Below are 15,655 nucleotides of genomic sequence, written 5' to 3' on the forward strand. Positions count from 1 at the left end.
TCACCTTCGGAAAGGTCTCGTGCGCAAGATACCTCCGGGCGTCGGTCCGAAACACTCGCAGGTCGTCGTCTTGTTCGGCGCGACCGGCGATCTCGCGCGGCGCAAGCTGCTGCCGGGACTCTTCCGGCTGTGCAGCATGGGGTTCGTGCCCGGCTGCCGCATCGTCGGCGTTTCGCTCGACGAGCTCGACGTCGAGGGCTTCCGCGCGCTGGCGCGCGCCGCGCTCGACCAGTTCGCGACCCATCCGGTCACCGACGGCGACTGGAAGATCTTCTCGGACAACCTCGACTACGTGCCGCTCTCGGCCGGCGCGCAAGCGCTGCACGACGCGGTCGAGCGCGCCGAAGCGCGCCTGGGCGGCGAGGCCCACCGGCTGCACTACTTGAGCGTGCCGCCGAACGCGGCGCTGGCGGCGGTGCAGATGCTCGGCGCCGCCGACCTGGTGGCGCGCTCGCGCGTGATCATGGAGAAGCCGTTCGGCACCGATCTCGCCAGCGCGGTCGCGCTGAACGCGAAGCTGCACGAGGTCTTCGACGAGCAGCAGATCTTCCGCATCGATCATTTCCTGGGCAAGGAGCCGGCGCAGAACATCCTGGCCTTCCGCTTCGCCAACGGTCTGTTCGAGCCGATCTGGAACCGCAACTTCATCGATCACGTGCAGATCGACGTCCCCGAGACGCTGGGCTTGGACAAGCGCGCCGCGTTCTACGAGTCGACCGGCGCGTTCCGCGACATGGTCGTCACGCACTTGTTCCAGATCCTCGGCTTCATGGCGATGGAGCCGCCGACCTCACTCGAGCCGGGGCCGATCGGCGAAGAGAAGAACAAGGTCTTCCGCAGCATGGTGCCGCTCGACCCGCGCGACGTCGTGCGCGGGCAGTACGTCGGCTATCGCCACGAAGAGGGGGTCGATCCCGAGTCCGACGTCGAGACGTTCGTCGCGCTCAAGTGCAGCATCGACAACTGGCGCTGGGCCGGCGTGCCGTTCTTCTTGCGCACCGGCAAGCGGCTCGCCGAGGGCCAGCGCATCATCTCGATCGCCTTTCGCGAGCCGCCCAAGACGATGTTCCCGGTCGGCTCGGGCGTCGGCTCGCAAGGCCCCGATCACCTGACCTTCGATTTGGCCGACGCCTCGAAGATGTCGCTCTCGTTCTACGGCAAGCGGCCCGGCCCCGGAATGCGGCTGGACAAGCTGAGTCTGCAGTTCGCCATGCGCGACACGGCGCTGATCAGCGACGTGCTCGAGGCCTACGAGCGGCTGATCCTCGATGCGATGCGCGGCGATCACACGCTGTTCACCACCGCCGAGGGGATCGAACGCCTGTGGGAAGTGTCGACGCCGCTGCTCGAGGCGCCGCCGCCGGTCCGCCTCTACGACCCGGGCTCGTGGGGGCCGAAGTCGATTCACCAGCTGGTCGCGCCACACGCCTGGCGGCTGCCGTTCGAACGCGCATGGCGCGACCCGAACAACATGGGGAGCTGACGCGGGCCGATGCAGATTCTGAGCGAGTGGTCGAACTTCTACGTCATCATCGGCTCGTCGGCCGCCGCGCTGACGGGTCTGATGTTCGTGGTCATCACGCTCGTCTCGCACGCGCAGACGACGCGCGAAGGGCTCTCGACGTTCAGCACGCCGACGATCGTGTTCTTCTGCAAGGCGCTCTTCGTCGCGGCGGTGCTGGCCGCGCCGTGGCACGCGCTCGTCACGCCCGCGATCCTGCTCGTGCTGAGCGGCGCGTTCGGTACCGGCTACTCGCTGCGCATCCTCATGCGCTCGCGGCGGCTCCAAACGTACCAACCCGACGCCGAAGACGTGATCTGGTACTGGACGCTGCCGATGCTGGCCAGCCTCGCGATCGTCGCCGGCGCGGCCGCCTTACCGCTGGCGGCGCGCCAAGCCCTCTTCACACTCGGCGCCAGCTCGTTGCTGCTGATCTTCGTCGGCATTCACAACGCGTGGGACGTGGTCACCTACATCGCCATCGACTTCGTGAAAGACGACGGGCAAAACCAAGGCGAAGGCTGACGTTCAGCCGCCGGGTTCACCGAGCTTGCTGGCCAGGTAGAGGCGAGTCATCGCCTGCAGCTCCGCGATCGCGCCGGCGTTGTCCGTTCCGTCGGTTTCGGTGCGCAAGCTCTTCATCGACTTCATGTTCTGCACCAGCACCACCGCCATGTCGGCCGCCGCGCCGGGTGAGAGCTGCGGCTTGCGGCGGCGCAGGACGTCGACGATCAGCCGCAGGATCGAGCCGTACAGCTCGGCGCGCCGCGAGGGCGCGCTGGCGTAGGTGTCGAGCAGGGGGAGAATCGCCAGCTTCTCGCCGTGCAGATCGGCCATGACCTCGAGCAATCCGTCGCTGAAGGCGGCCAGCGACTTGCGTTCGGCGGCGTCGAGGTTGGCGAACGCCTGCGCCATCCGCTCGGCGTAGCGCTGCAGCAACGCATCCCCCAGCGCTTCCTTGTTGGGGAAGAACCGGTAGAGCGAGCCGATCGGGGCGTCGGCGCGCGCCGCCACCTCGGCCATCGTCGCCGCTTCGAACCCCCGCTCTTCGAACACCGCGGCCGCCGCCGCCAGCAGTGAGGCAACGCGTCGCTTGCCGTGCTGCCGCTGCGGGAGCAGCGCGGTTCGCGCGGCGGGGGGTTCCGTCTTCATCTCCTCTAGCCTAGCGCATCGGCGCAAAGGGACTTGAATTTGAGCATATCCTCAAGTATTATACATGAGGATATGCTCGCCTATCAACCCGAATGCCACGCCCCCGAGCCGTTCGCGGCGGGTCCGGCCCTCGACGCCGACGCGCTCTACTTCCACCGCCGGATGGCGGCCGACGCCGCGCTGGTCGCCATGCTCGGCGGCGGCACCGGCGCCGAGAGCGTCGGCTACTGGCTATGGGACGCTCTGAGCGCCGTGCCGCCGTTGCGCGCCGCCTCGTGGTGCCGCGTCCATCGTGCGGTCCGAGATCTGCTCGACCAGACCGCGGCGCACGCCGGCCGGGATGCGGCCGCCCTCGCCACCGGCGCGCGGGCCCGCTTACAGCAGTTCCTCGACGAGAACGCCGACCTGGGCGACCCGCTCGCGACTCGTCTCTCCGTTGCGCCGGCCGCGCGCACCCGTCGCGCGGCCGGCATCACCGACTAGCGGACTACCAGTATTTCTGGCAGCTCGCGCCCGCCGAGTTGCAAACCGCGACCCACCCGACGTGCGACCACGAGCTGTCGGTGTCGTCCTCGGTCCAGTCGATGCCCTGACTGCTCGAGCTGTCGTAGTAGTAGCGGCCCTGCACGTAGACGTAGTCGCCGACCGCGACCCACGGCCACGTCGAGGGCGGATCGTCGGTCGAGGCTTCGGCCATCGCGTCGAGATTCGAGACGATCTCGATCTGATAGCCCGACGGCATCTCCACGTAGAAGTAGCCGTGGGTGCCGCTGCTGGTCGTCTTTTCCGCCAGCACCTGGGTGACCGCACCGCAGACGTCCACCAGCTGATCGGCGCTGATCGTGCCGTTCGCGAACTCGCTCTGGTACGTCGCGAACTGCGTGTTGTTGCAGGCGAACGGCGTCGCGGTCGCAACCGGCGTCGGTGTCGCGGTGGGCGTCGCGGTCGGCTTCGGCGTCGGCGTCGGCGTCGGGCCGCCGGTCGGCGTCGCGGTGGGCACCGCGGTCGGCGTCGGCGTCGCGGTCGGCGACGACGTGCCGGTTCCGGTCAGCGAGACGTCGTCGAGATACTCGTAGACGTAGTCCTTCGAATAGCCGTTGCCTTTAACGCCGAAGTAGAGCTGCACGGTCTGACCGGCGTACGAGCTCAGGCTGAACGACTTCTCGACCCACCCACCGGTCGACTTCGCTTCCGAGTACAGCTGCGTGAGCTGCGAGCCGCTCGTGCTCAGCACGTCGGCTTCTTGGTCGACGTAGGTCGCCGAGTCGTCGGTGCCCTCGTAGACCCAGAACGTCAGCGTCGCGCCGGTCGGGACGGTGACGGTTTGGCACAGCCCGGTGGTTCCGTCGACCTCGGGCTTGGCGGTCGAACCGATCAGCGCGCTGTACGAGCCGCTGTGCACCTGCGCCGTCGCGACGGAGTCTTCGTTGACGCTGCCGCACGAGGTCCACGACGAGAGCGACCCGGTCTCGAAGCCGGGGTTCGCGACGACGTTGCTGGTCGCCTGAGCGACCGCCTGTGGGGCTACGTCGTGCGGCTGGGCGTTCAGGGCAGCGGAACCACTGCCACTGCCGGAACATCCGGTCACCAGGGCGAGCAGCAACGCGGCCGCTCCAAGACGCGAGTACATCCGACCTCCTCGAAAAAAGCGGGGGCTTTTGGCACCAACCGTCACTACATCGTGTGGACGTTAAGCTGGAATAGCGACGATATTAAGCCCCGGTAAAGCCAGGCTCCTCCGTCGCCGAGGTATACCATCCGACCGGCCGATTTGAGGCACGGACAGACCGTCGTCGCGGACGGCGCCACGGCGTCCCTGGGGCGCGGTGTGACCGCGGTCCGGGCGATCGGCGACGGAGGCTCGGCCGCGGCGGCGAACGAGCGTGCTATCGGCGTTCGGGAGAGTCGAGCATGAACACGGTCACACCATCGGTTGAGAATGCACGGCGCGAGCGCGCATCGGGCCGGTCGAGCGGCGACGCGCGCGAACGGCGTGCGATCGCGACCATCCTCGCGTACGTGGGCTACCGCCGGCCGGACGACGAGTACCGCGTCGCCTCACACCCGAAGCCCGAGTAGCGCGTCCAGCGTCGCCTGATCGGCGGCGGTGGACGTGCGTGACCGGCGATCGGCGAGACGAACGCGCCGACCGAACCCTCGGCGTTCGGCCCAAGACACGAAAGAGAGCCGCGGCACCGTCCGCGGCTCTCTTTGCGAGACCGGTCGAAGCGGGAGACCTAGTGCGGCGCCGACCAGGTCGAGCCGTCGCCGAAGGTGACGCTCGAAACGAAGCAGTTGGCGCCGGAGCCGTTGTAGACGAACGGTTTGTAGTGCTTGGTGAACGTGTACGACGCGCCCGGAGCGACGGTGTGGTTGACCGTGTCCATGACCGGCGTCGTGTCGTACATCCCGCCGCCCGAGAACGACGTGATCGGCTTGTTCGACGCGTTCATGACGGTGATCGTGACGCCGTTCGTAAGGCCGGACTGCAAGCCGGCGGACGACGAGGACAAGTAGCCGACTTGGCAGGAGACGACCTTCAACGGCGCCATGGACGTCGTAACGGCGTTCGCCGACAAGGGAACGAGTGCGGCGGCGCAAGCCGCTGCGGCAATGAAAAGTCTCTTCACGAGTTCGCGAACCCCCTTGTTGTTTGAATCGCGCGTCGCGATTCTGAGCGATGAAGCGTGCGTTTGCAAAGCGTTCGCCGAGCCGGATGGAACGCCTGGCATACGCGCGTACGCGCGTCGTTGCATTTCGTCGTGGGGATCGATCGACCGAGGACGCGATTGCTGAAAGCGGTACGTCCGTACTACGCGGCCGCCTTTTCTTTCAGCAAGCCGAGGCGCAGCAGGCTCTGCGCGGTGGCGACCAACGCGTCTTCGCGCGAGCGCGGCGACCAGCTCAAGAGCTCTTGCGCCTTCGCACTGGTCGCGTTCTTCGGTTTGCCCAGTTCCGGCACGATCTGACGTGCCTGCGGATCGAACAACGCGACCACGCGAATCAGCCAGTCGGGAAGTTCGCGGACCGGAACGCGCCGCGCCGCGGCACCGAGCCGCTCTTTGAGCACGCGCGCCATCTGAACGATCGTCATGAAGTCGCCGGCGCACGCCAGAAACCGCTGGCCGTTCGCCGCGGGGTGCGTCATCGCGCGCAGGTGGAGGTCGGCGACGTCACGCACGTCGACGGCGCCGAAGCTCAACCGCGGGCAGCCCGGCAGCGCGCCGTCCATCAGCCGCTGCACGAGCAGGATCGAGGTCGCGTAGTCCTTGCCCAGGACCGGGCCGAAGACGCCGACGGGGTTGACGACGGACAGCTCGAGCGATCCGCCGTCGGACGCGACGAAGTCCCACGCCGCGCGTTCGGCAAGGGTTTTCGATTTCACGTAGGCGGTGACGCCCGCGCCCTCGACGTTGGTCCAACTCGTCTCGTCGAACGGCGCACGCTGCGCCGGATGCCCGTACCCGATCGCCGCGAACGACGAGGTCAGCACGACCCGCTTCACCCCGGCGTCGCGTGCGGCGCGCAGGACGCGCAGCGCGCCTTCGCGCGCCGGCACGATCAACTCGTTCTCGTCCTTCGGAATCGTGGCCGGGAACGGTGAGGCGATGTGCAGGACGTACTCCATCCCGGCGACCGCCGCGGACCAGCCGGCGTCGTGCTCGAGATCGGCCTGCGCGAACGTCAACCGCTCGCCGGGCTCGGTGCCGGCCCCGCGCAGCAGCGTGCGCACCTCGGGCTCGCGCGAGAGGTTGCGCACGGTCGTGCGCACCTGATGACCCGCGGCCAGCAGCTGCAGGATGGTGTGACTCCCGATGAACCCGGAGCCGCCGGTGACCAAGACGGTGCTCATGCGGTCAAGAACGCTTCGATCGCCGTCGCGGTCGCGATCGGCGTCTCGTCCATGGGGTAGTGCCCCGCGTTGTCCATGACCACGATCTCGTGGTTCTGGAACCACTTGAGGATCGTGTTCGCCATCAGCCGCTCGGTGATCGAGAGATCGTAGCGTCCGATCACGACCTTCACCGGCGTCGTGCTGCCGGCGACGCGGGCCGAGAGATCGATGTTCGCCCACGAGCGGAAGTATGCCGCGAACGCCTCGTCGTTCGCGCGCAGCGATCCGCGCGCGACGCGATCGACCCAGGCCGAGGTGAGGCGATTCCCCGTCGAGAGCGCGATGATCCGCCGGCGGTTGTCGAGCTGCGTGGTCGCGCCCTCGAAGAGCGCGCGGCTGCCCGCGTCGAACTGCGTCGCGCCGGCGGGCACCGGCGCCAGCGCGACGATCTTCTCGACCCGCTCCGGTGCGAGCGCCGCCAGCAGCTGCGCAGCCTTCCCGCCCATCGAGTGTCCGAGCAGGTGGAAGCGTCCCCAGCCCAGCGCGTCGGCGAGCGCGAGCGCGTCGGCGGCGATCTCTTCGATCGTGTACGTTCCGGTGAGATCGCGCGAGGCACCGTAGCCGCGGAACGCCATCGTCACGTAGGTGAAACGGTCGAGTGCGGTCGCGACCTCGAGCGGCCGAAACGTCCGCTCGTCGCCGAACCAGCCGTGGAGCGCGAGCACGTGCACCGGTCCCTCGCCGAAGCGATCGTATCCGTTCATCGCGCCGCGTCTACGCCTCAGCGGCGACGCGTTCCTCGCCGCGCGCGCCGCGCGGGCCCTCGACTCCTTCAGGTCGTACGCCGGTCCCGCACGAGGCGGATTGCCGCCAGCGCTTCGACGATCGCGACCAGCTCCGCGGTCACCGTGGGCGCATCGACGCGCAGCGCATCCTCGAGCGCGCGGGCACGCCGTTCGAGCTGCGCCGCGCCGACGTTGCCGGCGATCCCCTTGAGCGCGTGCGCGGCTTCGCGCAGCGTGCCGCGGTCCTTGACCACGGCCGCGGCCTCGAGGCGCTCGAGTAGGTCCGCCGCCTCGTCGACGAGCGAGTCCAGCAGCATCGTCTCGACCGACGCGCTGCCGCCCGAGAGCGCCCGCAAACGGCTCTCGTCCAGAACCTGGTCGTCGTTCACGCCGCCGCTTCGTCGGCGTACCGGTGCACGATCTGAACGACCTCCGGCTTGATCGCCAAGAACGCCGCCGCGACCCGCGGATCGAAATGCTTCCCGGCCAGCTTCTCGATCTCGGCGAAGGCGTCGGCCACCGGCCAAGGTTCCTTGTAGGGACGGCGCGACACGAGCGCGTCGAAGACGTCGCACGCGGCCGCGATGCGCGCCGAGACCGGGATGTCCTCGCCGCTCAGACCGTCGGGATAGCCCGAGCCGTCCCACTTCTCGTGGTGCCGCAGCGCGATGTCGGCCGCCAGCCGCAAGATCCGCGACGAGCTGCCGCTGAGCATCTCGTAGCCGGCCGTCGTGTGCGCGCGCATGATGACCCACTCCTCTGGGGTGAGCGGCCCCTCCTTGAGCAGCACGCGGTCCGGCGTGGCGACCTTCCCGATGTCGTGCATCGGCGTCGCCAACAGCAGCGCGCGCTGATCGGCAGCGCCCATCCCGAGCTTCGCGCCGACCAACGCGGCGTAGTGCCCCATGCGCACGATGTGCTTGCCGGTCTCGTTGTCGCGGAACTCGGCCGCGCGCATCAGCCGGTTGATCGTCTCCTCTTCGCGCTCGGCGATCTCGCGGGTGGCCTTGGCGACCTCATCCGCCAAGTGCACGGCGCGGTCGGCGAGCGACTTGCGGCTGCGCCGCAGCGCGAGCAGATTCGTCGCGCGCGCGATGAACTCGACCGGATCGGCGGGTTTGTTGAGGAAGTCGCTCGCGCCGAGCTGCAGCGCACGGTGACGCACGTCGCGATCTTTCTCGCCGGTGATCATGATGATCGGCGTCTCGGCGTAGGGTCGCGCGCCGCGGTAGTCCTTGATGAACTCCAGGCCGTTGGGCGTCGGCATCCGATAGTCGAGGATCAACAGATCGGGCTCGGTCTTCAAGCACCACGCGAACGCTTCGGCGGATCTGATGAACGAGCGCGCCTCGGTACCGGGAATCTGCGCGATGAGCGACAGATAGACGTGTGAATTGGTCGGGTTGTCGTCAACGACTACTACGAGCAACGTCTTCCTCCGGCGGGGCGACGAGCGCGAGTTACGTGATCCGACGGCTACCGCGCACACCCCGGGCTACCACCCTTTTGGTCCGCGTTCGGTCGCCTGCCCGCCGCACTCCTTGCAAACGAAGCATTGCGCCCGGCGTGCATGAAATCTTAACCATCTCGACAACGACGTCGAGCGGCCCCTGAGCCGGAATCGCTCTCAGCGAATTGCCAGGATCGCTACCGCTCGATGACCGCTCGTGCGAGCGCCTCGACGTCCGCGACGAGCTCGATCGCCGCGATCCGATCGCCCGCTATGCGGAAGTGGAAGGCCACGAGAACCGCTCCCTCGTGCACCCACACCGCGCCGGGGCGACCGTCGATGAGGGCCGGTTGCGCACCGCGGGCGCGCCCGGTGAACATCCGTGCGACGGTCTGCGCGCCCTCGACGCCGTCGAGCAAACGCTCGTTCTGCCAATATCCGGCGCCGCCCATCGCGAGCACCCCGGCGTCCACGCGCAACGACGCCGCCGGATCGAGCAGCGCCAGCAACGCCGTGAAGTTTCCCATCCGCGAGGCCGCCAGGAACGCGCGCACGAGCTCGTCGTGCCGCTGCGTGACGGCGTCGCGATCGGTCGACGCGCCGCGCACGCGGCGGCGCGCGCGACTCGCGAGCTGCCGCGCCGCCTCGCTCGTCTTCCCGAGGATCGCGCCGACCTGATCGAACGGAACGTCGAACATGTCGTGCAGCACGAACGCGACGCGTTCCGGCGGCGGCAGCGCGTCGAGCAGAACGCGCATGGCCACGCCGATCGAGTCGGCCAGGATCGCGTCCTCTTCGGGACGTTCGCCGGGCGCGATCGTCGCGAGCTCGTGACGCGGATCGTCCGGCGTCAGCTCTTCGTGCCGGCTCTCGCGCCACTTCAGCGCGTCGAAGCAGACGCGCGCGGCAACGGTGGTGAGCCAACCGTCGAAATGCTCGACGTGCTCGACGTCCGCTCGGCTGATGCGCAGCCAGGTCTCTTGCAGCGCATCGTCGGCTTCGGCTGCCGAGCCCAGGATTCGCAGCGCGAGCCGCTGCAAGCGGGGCTTCGCCGCTTCGAACCGCTCCGCGAGCCGGTCCGCACCCGCCGAGGACGCTCCTCTCACGCCGCCGGTCACGTTTTCCCGCTCTCGATCCGTCACAGCACTAGAAGGAGTAAGGAAACTTGCAAGACGTCTCCCTCATCATCTACCCGGCAGCGGACATGGCTGCGGCCAAACGATTCTTTCGGGAGCTCATCGGCAGCGACCCCTACGTCGACAGCCCGCAGTACGTCGGCTACAAGGGCGGCGAGATGGAAATCGGGCTCGTCCCCAACGCCGACGAACGCGACCCGGTCGCGCTCCCGTACTGGACGGTGAGCGACATCGCGGCGAGCATCGACGCGCTCGTCGCAGCCGGCGGCACGCCCGTGCAACCGGTCACGGACGTCGGCTACGGCTTGCTGGTCGCGAGCGTCAAAGAACCCAACGGCGCGATCGTGGGGCTGCGACAGATGCCGAAGAGCTGACCGCGCGTCGCCGCGGAGACCGGCGGGCACGCGGGGTCACCCCGCGCGCCGCCGATCCGCGGGAAGCCACCGCTCGAGCGTCGCTTTGAGCGCGTCCAGCTGGAGCGGCTTGACGAGATAGTCGTCCATTCCGGCCTCGAGGCACGCGCGGCGGTCTTGCTCGAGGGCGTTGGCGGTGAGCGCGACGATGGTCACGCGCGCGCCGCTCGCGGCTTCGCGCGCGCGAATCGAACGGGCGGCGGCAATGCCGTCCATCTCGGGCATGTGCAGGTCCATCAGGACCACGTCGTACGGCTCGCGCGCGACGGCGTCGGCCGCTTCGCGACCGTTGTGCGCGACGTCGGCGGCATAGCCCAGCTCCGCCAGCTGCAGCAAGGCGACTTTCTGATTGACGAGCTGATCCTCGGCGAGCAGGATGCGCGCCGGACGCGGCGCCGCGGGCTCGGAGGCCGGCGGCGCTTTGACGGCGGACGTGAAGCGTTCGCCGGCGGCTTCAGCCAGCGCGTCGTAGAGCGTGGACGGCGGACACGGCTTGGTCAAATACGCGTCGAAGCCGGATTCGCGCGCGGCCAGGTCGCGCGCCGCGGAGTGAAACGCCGTCAGCAAGATCAAGGCCGGCTGGCCGAGACTGGAGTCCGCGCGTATCTCGCGGCCCAGCTCGATGCCGTTGCACTTGGGCATCACGTAGTCGATGATCGCCAAGTCGATCGGTCGACCGGCGGCGGCGCGATCGCGCAGCGCCGCCAGCGCCGCGTCGCCGTCCGGTGCGACGAGGACGTCCATGCCCCACGAGCCGGCGTACCGGCGAAGCATCCGGCCAACGGCCGGATCGTCGTCGACCACGAGCAGCTGCAGCTTGACCAACGCGTCCTGCGGACGCGGCGCCGCGACTTCCTCGACCGCGTACTCCAGCGGAACGGTGAACCGAAACACGGAGCCCGCACCGGGCATGCTCGTCGCGCCGATCGTCCCCCCCATCAGCTCGGCGAGACGGCGCGAGATCGAGAGCCCCAGCCCCGTCCCCCCGAACGTCCGGGTCGTGCTGCCGTCGGCCTGCACGAACGGCTGGAACAAACGGTCGAGCACGTCCGGCTGGATGCCGATCCCCGTGTCCTCGATCGCGAACTCGAGCACGACGCGCTCGCCCTCGGCGGCGACCAGCGTCGCCATGATCTGCACCTCGCCGGCAGCGGTGAACTTCACCGCGTTGCCGGCGAGATTGAGCAGGATCTGGCGGATGCGGCCGCCGTCGCCGCGCAGCACTTTCGGGATGCGGCCCGACACCTGGGCCTCGAGCGCGATCCCCTTGGCCTCGGCTTGGTGCGCGAGCAGCGCGACCACGCCGTTCACCACCACCGCCGGCTCGAAATCGTACGGCTCCAAGGTGAACTTCCCGGCTTCCATCTTGGAGAAGTCGAGGATGTCGTTGATGATCGACAAGAGCGACTGGGCCGACTCCTTCACCGTCGTCGCGTAGTCGACCTGATGCGGCTCGAGCGGCGTGCGCAGCAAGAGTTCGCTCATCCCGATGATGCCGTTCATCGGCGTGCGGATCTCGTGGCTGATGGTGGCGACGAAATCACTCTTGAGGCGCGATGCTTCGATCGCCTGCTCCAAGGCGTGCGAGAGCTCGAGGCGCGCACTCACGCGCTCGGTGACGTCGCGCACCGTGGCGACGGCCGTGCGGCGCCCGTCGATGTCGGTGAGCCGCACCAGCATCTCGACCGGAAACAGCTCGCCGCTGCGTCGCCGGTGCTCTTGCTCGATCAGCATCCCGTGGCGCAGCGCCGCCTCGTCCCACGGTGCGTCGGCGCCGGCCTGGATTCGGCCGAGCGGCATCCCCACGAGCTCCTCGAGGGTGTATCCGTACGCCTCGGCCGCCGCGGCATTCGCCGTGACGATCGTGAGCGAGTCCGCGTCGAGGAACAGGATGATGTCGCGCGTCACCTCGGAGAGCAGCCGGTATTGATTGAGCGCGCGCTGCGATTCGACCAGCTCGGCGTTGGTCCGTCGCAGGAGCTGCTGCAGCTCGCGTTCGCGCTCCGCTTCGAGCCGCGAGCTCGCGGCCTCGTGACGGCTCTTCAGCGTCATCGCGCGCGCGGCGGCCCGTTGCGCGCTCTCGCTCTTCTGCGCCGCGACCGCCCGCCGAACGTAATCGAGCGCGCGTTGCGGCTCGCCGGCGGCCTCCCATGCTTCGGAGACCTCGATGAGCATGTTGGGCGGCGCGGTCCACCGGGCGATCGTCGAGCCGACCCGCAACGCCTCCTCGAGATAGTGGAGGTGCGCGTTGGGCTCGGTGGCGCCGGCCGGCGGCGCGAGGTCGTGGCGGCGGTGGACGTCGGCGAGCGCGTACGTCAGCTGCACCCGCTGCGTCCCCACGTTACCGACTTCGGCGACCCGCTGCGCGGCCCGAATGCGCTCGAGCGCCTCTTGCGGCCGTCCCGCGCGCGAGAGCACGCGCGCCTGCACCGCGCTCGCCGCGACGAGTCCCTCGGCGTGACCGCCTCGCTCGAACAACTCGCACGCCGTGTCGAGCGACGCCAGCGCTTCGTCGAACTTGCCCAGACCCATCAGCGTCTCGCCGAGCGCGGCGTGCGCCATGCCTTTGTTCGATCCGCCGGGAACCGCCTCGAAGCTCGCGATCGCCTCCCCGAGGATCTCCGCGCTGCGCTCGTACTGGCCCACCAGGCGCATCAGATCGCCCAGGCGCTGCAGGCACAAGCCGGTCACCGCCGGCCACTCGAGCGCTCGCGCGATGCCGAGCGCTTCTTCGATGAGCGCGCCGGCGGCGTCGTAGTCGCCCAGTTCGTGCAGCCATCCCGCCGCGTTCACCAGCGACACGATCGCGTGCCGGTTCATGCCGGCCACTCGCGCGGCTTGCGACGCTTCGACGTGCGACGCGGCCGAACGCGCCAGTTCCCCGTCGCCCGACTCGACGACGCCGCGGGCCGCCGTCAACATCGCGTCGACCGCGGGATGCGGCCTCGCCGACGCCAGCGCCGCGGTCAGCTCTCCGCGAATGCGCGAGCGGTCCTGAACGGCTCGATTGAAGATGCTCCATGCCCGCGCGACTTGGAAACGCAGCTCGTCGCTCGCGTCGGCGAAGTAGCCGACGGCGCGTTCCAGCGACGCGATCACGTCCCCGGTGTCACCGCGTGCCTGCGCGGCCAACGCGCGGACCAGACAGGCATCACCTTGGCCGACGAGGTCGCCGCTCGAGCGGAAGGCCTCGAACGCCGGCGCGACCAGCGCGGCCGCCTGGTCCGGCATCGAGAACAGCGCGAGGGTCTCCGCGCGCACCAGCTGGATCCGCGCGCGCAACAGCGCGTCAGCCGGCGATGAGATCTGGTCGAGCAGAGCTTCCGCTTCGTCCGCGTACTGCCGTGCGGTCCGGCTGTCGCGTTGCCGCAAGTACCAGGCGAGCCGCGCGAGTGCCTCGCAGCGCGCCGGCCCGGTCGCGTCCGCCAGCGCGGCCGTTTCATCCTTGACGTCGGCATCCATGCCGTACAACTCGATCGCAGCCTTCAATCGCCCACCCTGCGCCGCCGCGGAAGAGCGCGGCACGCAGGATTTGCTTGGGTCGCTCGCCCGCCGTCTCCTGCCGCGCGCCGAGGCGCCACGCTCAGCGACGATTGCAGGCCGCGACGACGTGCTTCATCAGCGCGGCGTCCGCGTGAGCGGCGTCGGCGACGATCTGCAGTTCGCTCGCCGGCCACGCGCGGTGCAACCTCCACGCGGTTTCCGCCGGGCTGCTGACGTCGTAACGTCCGTGGATCAGCCTGCCGGGAATCCCGGTCAGCGAGCCGGCGTCCCGGATGAGTTGCTCGTCGTCGAGAAATGCGGCGTGTCGCCAGTAGTGGGTGACGATTCGAGCAAAGCGCTCCGCGTACGTTTCCGTGCCGAGCCCGCTCACCGGTACGCCTCCAGCGGCGTATCGCCGTCGGTATCCTGGCCGACTTCGATCAAGTAGCCGTCCGGGTCGCGGATGTAGCAGCGGATCTCTCCGTCGTGCACTTTCGGCTCGGTGAGGAAGTGCGCGCCGCGCGACTTCCACAGCGCGTGGCAGTGCGCGACGTTCTTGACGCGCAGGTTGAGGAACCCGCTCAGGACGTCGGGCTGGCGCGGCGGCGAGGCGACGACCGTCGGTTTGTCGTCGGTCGGCCCGCCGCCGCGGGCGATCATCAGCCAGGTGTTCCCGAAGCGCAGCAGCGTGGGCTCTCCCTTCGAGAGCACGGCCGCGTCGAACACCTTGTGATAGAATTCGGTCGAGCGGGCGATGTCGGCGACGATGATCGTCGCCGTGACGACGAAGTCGGTCGTCGCGCTGATGGTCGCGCGCGCAGGTCGCATGGGCGATCAACCTCCTCCCGGTGCACCGGACGCCGCGCGGAGTGCCAGCACCCCACGGGGGAGGACTTCGCGCAAAGCGGCCGCGATCTCTCGCAGATCGGCGCTGCGCGTCTCCGTCGTGCGCCAAACCAGCGCGATCATGCGTCCCGCGCGCTCGCTGTCGAGCTCGCGATAGGCGATCATCCCATCCATCGTCGTGTGCTCGGCGGTCGCGAGCAGCGGCAGCAGCGAGATCCCTTCGCCGGCCGCGATCATGTGCCGCAACATCTCGAGCGAGCTCGCGTACCGGCTCTGCGCCGGCAGCCGCGCGGGGTCGCACAGCGAGAGCGTCTGATCGCGCAGGCAGTGGCCGTCTTCCATCAACAGCAGCGGCCCGCGGTCGAGCTCGCGCAGGTCGACGCGCGCGCGCCGCGCCAGGTCGTGATCGCTGCGGCATGCCAGCCGAAACGGCTCGAAGAACAGCGGCTCGGCGATCAGGTCGTCCGCGCCGACCGGAAGCGCCAGCAGCGTCGCGTCCAAATCGCCGCGGCGCAGCGCGGCGAGCAGCTCGCCGGTCGTCGCCTCGCGCAGCCGTAAGTCGAGGTGCGGGAAATGGCGCCGGCAGAGCGCGATGACGAACGGCATGTAATACGGGCCCAGGGTCGCGATCACGCCCAGCCGCAGCTCGCCGGACAGCGGCTCGGCGCTGCGATGCGCGTCGTCGAGGAGCCGGCGGGCGTCGCCGAGCAGAGCCTCGGCCTGCCGCAGGATCGCCAGCCCGCGGACGGTCGGCGCCACGCGGCGCTTGGTCCGTTCGAAGAGCGGGAGGCCGAGAGTCGCCTCGAGCTTGCGGACCTGCTCGCTCAGGGCCGACTGACTCACCCCGCAGGCCTCGGCGGCGCGCCCGAAATGGCGCTCCCGCGCGACCGCGATCGCGTATTCCAGGTCGCGGAGCGACAGATTGGCCAGGACGGGTTGCCGCATGGCCCAGACTAATCGGTGCTACCTCAGAAAACCTCCAAAAAAATCGATTTCACATCCCCATCCTGAAGTGCTACCGTGTCGGTAGTAACGACGATCGGAGATGCAACGA

General features: G+C 69.0%; 17 protein-coding genes. 5 read left to right on the top strand and 12 right to left on the bottom strand.

Going from position 1 to position 15,655, the window contains the following annotated elements:
- Positions 1-19 precede the first annotated feature (19 nt).
- Complete coding sequence (gene zwf, locus VMD91_13430; GenBank protein ID HTW85064.1) at positions 20-1,483, top strand: glucose-6-phosphate dehydrogenase; 1,464 nt, start codon at positions 20-22, stop codon at positions 1,481-1,483.
- 9 nt (positions 1,484-1,492) lie between these two features.
- Positions 1,493-2,026: a hypothetical protein gene (locus VMD91_13435; GenBank protein ID HTW85065.1), complete on the top strand. Its 534-nt coding sequence runs from the start codon at positions 1,493-1,495 to the stop codon at positions 2,024-2,026.
- A gap of 3 nt (positions 2,027-2,029) precedes the next feature.
- Here the strand turns inward: VMD91_13435 and VMD91_13440 are convergent, their stop codons facing one another.
- Positions 2,030-2,653 (bottom strand): TetR/AcrR family transcriptional regulator, encoded by a 624-nt coding sequence (locus VMD91_13440; GenBank protein HTW85066.1) that lies wholly within the window; start codon positions 2,651-2,653, stop codon positions 2,030-2,032.
- Positions 2,654-2,725: 72 nt separating this feature from the next.
- On the opposite strand from VMD91_13440, the gene VMD91_13445 reads away from it, so the two are divergent.
- On the top strand, positions 2,726-3,136 hold the full coding sequence (locus tag VMD91_13445; protein ID HTW85067.1) for a hypothetical protein: 411 nt from the start codon (positions 2,726-2,728) through the stop codon (positions 3,134-3,136).
- 4 nt (positions 3,137-3,140) lie between these two features.
- Here the strand turns inward: VMD91_13445 and VMD91_13450 are convergent, their stop codons facing one another.
- Positions 3,141-4,283, bottom strand: coding sequence for a hypothetical protein (locus VMD91_13450; GenBank protein HTW85068.1), 1,143 nt, complete (start codon positions 4,281-4,283; stop codon positions 3,141-3,143).
- A gap of 281 nt (positions 4,284-4,564) precedes the next feature.
- Here VMD91_13450 and VMD91_13455 point away from each other — a divergent pair, with 281 nt between their 5' ends.
- A complete protein-coding gene (locus VMD91_13455; GenBank protein HTW85069.1) occupies positions 4,565-4,732 on the top strand; it encodes a hypothetical protein in 168 nt (55 codons plus the stop codon).
- Positions 4,733-4,890: 158 nt separating this feature from the next.
- On the opposite strand, the gene VMD91_13460 is transcribed toward VMD91_13455, so the two are convergent.
- From VMD91_13460 to VMD91_13485, 6 genes are all read right to left on the bottom strand, one after another.
- Positions 4,891-5,205: a hypothetical protein gene (locus VMD91_13460; GenBank protein HTW85070.1), complete on the bottom strand. Its 315-nt coding sequence runs from the start codon at positions 5,203-5,205 to the stop codon at positions 4,891-4,893.
- A gap of 260 nt (positions 5,206-5,465) precedes the next feature.
- Positions 5,466-6,506 carry an aldehyde reductase gene (locus VMD91_13465; GenBank protein ID HTW85071.1) on the bottom strand — a complete coding sequence of 347 codons (1,041 nt, stop codon included), beginning with the start codon at positions 6,504-6,506 and terminating at the stop codon, positions 5,466-5,468.
- Positions 6,503-7,252, bottom strand: coding sequence for an alpha/beta hydrolase (locus VMD91_13470; GenBank protein HTW85072.1), 750 nt, complete (start codon positions 7,250-7,252; stop codon positions 6,503-6,505). Before VMD91_13470 ends, VMD91_13465 begins: the two co-directional genes overlap by 4 nt.
- Before the next feature lie 68 nt (positions 7,253-7,320).
- A complete protein-coding gene (locus tag VMD91_13475; protein HTW85073.1) occupies positions 7,321-7,662 on the bottom strand; it encodes an Hpt domain-containing protein in 342 nt (113 codons plus the stop codon).
- Positions 7,659-8,702 (bottom strand): HD domain-containing phosphohydrolase, encoded by a 1,044-nt coding sequence (locus tag VMD91_13480; protein ID HTW85074.1) that lies wholly within the window; start codon positions 8,700-8,702, stop codon positions 7,659-7,661. The genes VMD91_13475 and VMD91_13480 overlap by 4 nt, the downstream gene beginning before the upstream one ends.
- Positions 8,703-8,920: 218 nt before the next feature.
- Entirely contained in the window at positions 8,921-9,829 is a 909-nt protein-coding gene (locus VMD91_13485; protein ID HTW85075.1) for a sigma-70 family RNA polymerase sigma factor, read from the bottom strand.
- 59 nt (positions 9,830-9,888) lie between these two features.
- On the opposite strand from VMD91_13485, the gene VMD91_13490 reads away from it, so the two are divergent.
- Positions 9,889-10,233: a VOC family protein gene (locus VMD91_13490; protein ID HTW85076.1), complete on the top strand. Its 345-nt coding sequence runs from the start codon at positions 9,889-9,891 to the stop codon at positions 10,231-10,233.
- 36 nt (positions 10,234-10,269) lie between these two features.
- On the opposite strand, the gene VMD91_13495 is transcribed toward VMD91_13490, so the two are convergent.
- The 4 genes from VMD91_13495 to VMD91_13510 form a co-directional block, all read right to left on the bottom strand.
- Positions 10,270-13,761, bottom strand: coding sequence for a DUF3856 domain-containing protein (locus VMD91_13495; protein HTW85077.1), 3,492 nt, complete (start codon positions 13,759-13,761; stop codon positions 10,270-10,272).
- Between the two features lie 94 nt (positions 13,762-13,855).
- Positions 13,856-14,146: a hypothetical protein gene (locus VMD91_13500; protein HTW85078.1), complete on the bottom strand. Its 291-nt coding sequence runs from the start codon at positions 14,144-14,146 to the stop codon at positions 13,856-13,858.
- Entirely contained in the window at positions 14,143-14,583 is a 441-nt protein-coding gene (locus VMD91_13505) for a VOC family protein (protein ID HTW85079.1), read from the bottom strand. The genes VMD91_13500 and VMD91_13505 overlap by 4 nt, the downstream gene beginning before the upstream one ends.
- 6 nt (positions 14,584-14,589) lie before the next feature.
- Positions 14,590-15,546 (bottom strand): LysR substrate-binding domain-containing protein, encoded by a 957-nt coding sequence (locus VMD91_13510; protein HTW85080.1) that lies wholly within the window; start codon positions 15,544-15,546, stop codon positions 14,590-14,592.
- Between the last annotated feature and the right edge of the window lie 109 nt (positions 15,547-15,655).

Source organism: Candidatus Sulfotelmatobacter sp., from assembly GCA_035504415.1.
Classification (GTDB): Bacteria; Vulcanimicrobiota; Vulcanimicrobiia; order Vulcanimicrobiales; family Vulcanimicrobiaceae; genus Vulcanimicrobium.